Below are 1,904 nucleotides of genomic sequence, written 5' to 3' on the forward strand. Positions count from 1 at the left end.
GCGGAGATGTGTAAAAGGGACGGGTCGCCGGAGGGGGCGGGGCGGGCGCCCGCGCTCCCGGCGGACGGCACCGTGATCGGCGAGCTGCTGGACGTGCTCGGCGCGCGTTAAGGATCGGATATATCGGGCAGTTTCCGCATTTCAGACGCAGAGAGGAGCGTCCGTCATGCGGCATGAAGAGTTCATCGGACAGGTCCAGAACCGCGCCCACCTCTCCGGCCACGGGGAGGCGGAGCGGGCGACCCGGGCCGTCCTGGAGACACTCGGCGAGCGGATTCCGGAGGGGCTCGCCGACAACCTCGCGGCGCAGCTGCCGCACGAGATCGGCGAGCACCTGCGCCGGACCGAGGTCTACGGCGGCGCGGGGACCGGCGAGCGGTTCGACCGGCACGACTTCATCGAGCGGATCGCCGTCCGGTCCGGCACCGACGAGCCCCGCTCGGCGTACCTGGCGCGGGTCGTGCTGGAGGTGGCCGACGAGGCCACCCAGGGCGGTGTCGCGCAGAAGGTGCGCGACAGCCTCCCCGGCGATCTCCGGGACCTGGTGGCGGCCGGCCACAACGGCTGAGCGCCCCAGCCGGGTGTGCGAACGGCCGCGATGACCCTCATCGCGGCCGTTGCCCCAGGGCCGCCCGTCAGGCGGGGCGGGCGACGAGCAGTTCCCTGCCGAACCACTCGATGGTGCTGCGCAGGCCCTCCTCGACCGTGATGCGCGGGCGCCAGCCGAGCACGTCCTCGGCCAGGCCGGTGTCCGGGCGCCGGACGCGCGGGTCGTCCTCGGGACGGCCGATGAACCGGATCCCGGACGGCGAGCCCGTCAGCTCGATGATCAGCCGTGCGAGGTCGGCCATGGAGATCTCGTACGGGCTGCCGATGTTGACCGGCCCCGGATGGCCGGACAGGGCGAGCGCGAGGATGCCGCGGACGGTGTCGTCCACATGGCAGATCGAGCGGGTCTGCGAACCGTCCCCGGTCACGGTGAGGTCCTCGCCGGTCAGCGCCTGCCGCAGGAACGTCGGGATGGCCCGCCCGTCGTCGGGCCGCATCCGCGGCCCGTAGGTGTTGAAGATCCGCACGATCGCCGCGTCGAGGCCGCGGGAGTGCCGGAACGCCGAGGTCAGCGCCTCACCGAACCGCTTGGCCTCGTCGTACACGCTGCGCGGCCCGACCGGGTTGACGTTGCCCCAGTACGACTCGGGCTGCGGATGCACCAGCGGGTCCCCGTACACCTCGGAGGTGGAGGCGAGGACGAACCGGGCGCCCTTGGCCTCGGCCAGCTCCAGCGCGTTGCGGGTGCCCTGGCTGCCGACCTCGAGGGTCTGGATCGGGAAGCGCAGGTAGTCGGCCGGCGACGCGGCCGAGGCGAGGTGGAACACGTAGCCGACCTCGCCGGGGACGTGCACCGGCTCGGTGAGGTCGCGTTTCAAGAACGTGAAGTCCCGCCGCCCGGTCAGGTGCGCGATGTTGCGGGACGTCCCCGTGAGCAGGTTGTCCAGGCACACCACCGAGATGCCCTCGGCGAGGAGCGCCTCGCACAGGTGCGAGCCGAGGAAGCCGGACCCTCCGGTGACGACGGCGCGTGGATGTCTCATGATTCCCCCTCATCGGTTCTCCAGGGTGAGCACCGTCCCGGCGGCCTCGACGGCCTGGTCCGCGGAGATCTCCAGCAGGCCGGGACAGGGCTCGCGCCCGTGCGGGTCGCCGTGGCGGCCCGCCCACAGGACGCGGTGCTCGGCGCGGTCGGGCGGACCCCAGCGGCCGGGCGGCGTCGGGCCGAACAGCAGCACCGACGGTGTGCGGAAGGCGGTCGCGAGGTGCGCGACGCCGGTGTCGCCGCACACCACCAGCCGGGCCGCCGCGACGAGCGCGGCCAGCTCCGGGAGGGGCGTGCGGCCGGAAAGGTC

Annotated in this window: 3 protein-coding genes; 1 reads left to right on the plus strand and 2 read right to left on the minus strand. The window is 73.1% G+C overall.

Going from position 1 to position 1,904, the window contains the following annotated elements; all coding sequences use genetic code 11:
• The first annotated feature begins 166 nt into the window (after positions 1-166).
• A complete protein-coding gene (locus tag HUX53_RS00480) occupies positions 167-568 on the plus strand; it encodes a DUF2267 domain-containing protein (protein WP_176401180.1) in 402 nt (133 codons plus the stop codon).
• 67 nt (positions 569-635) lie between these two features.
• On the opposite strand, the gene HUX53_RS00485 is transcribed toward HUX53_RS00480, so the two are convergent.
• A complete protein-coding gene (locus HUX53_RS00485) occupies positions 636-1,592 on the minus strand; it encodes a UDP-glucuronic acid decarboxylase family protein (RefSeq protein ID WP_176401181.1) in 957 nt (318 codons plus the stop codon).
• Positions 1,593-1,601: 9 nt separating this feature from the next.
• On the minus strand, positions 1,602-1,904 hold a 303-nt coding region (locus tag HUX53_RS00490), incomplete at its 5' end, for a glycosyltransferase family 9 protein (protein WP_303623137.1).

The organism is Actinomadura sp. BRA 177 (assembly GCF_013372625.1).
Taxonomy (GTDB): Bacteria; Actinomycetota; Actinomycetes; order Streptosporangiales; family Streptosporangiaceae; genus Spirillospora.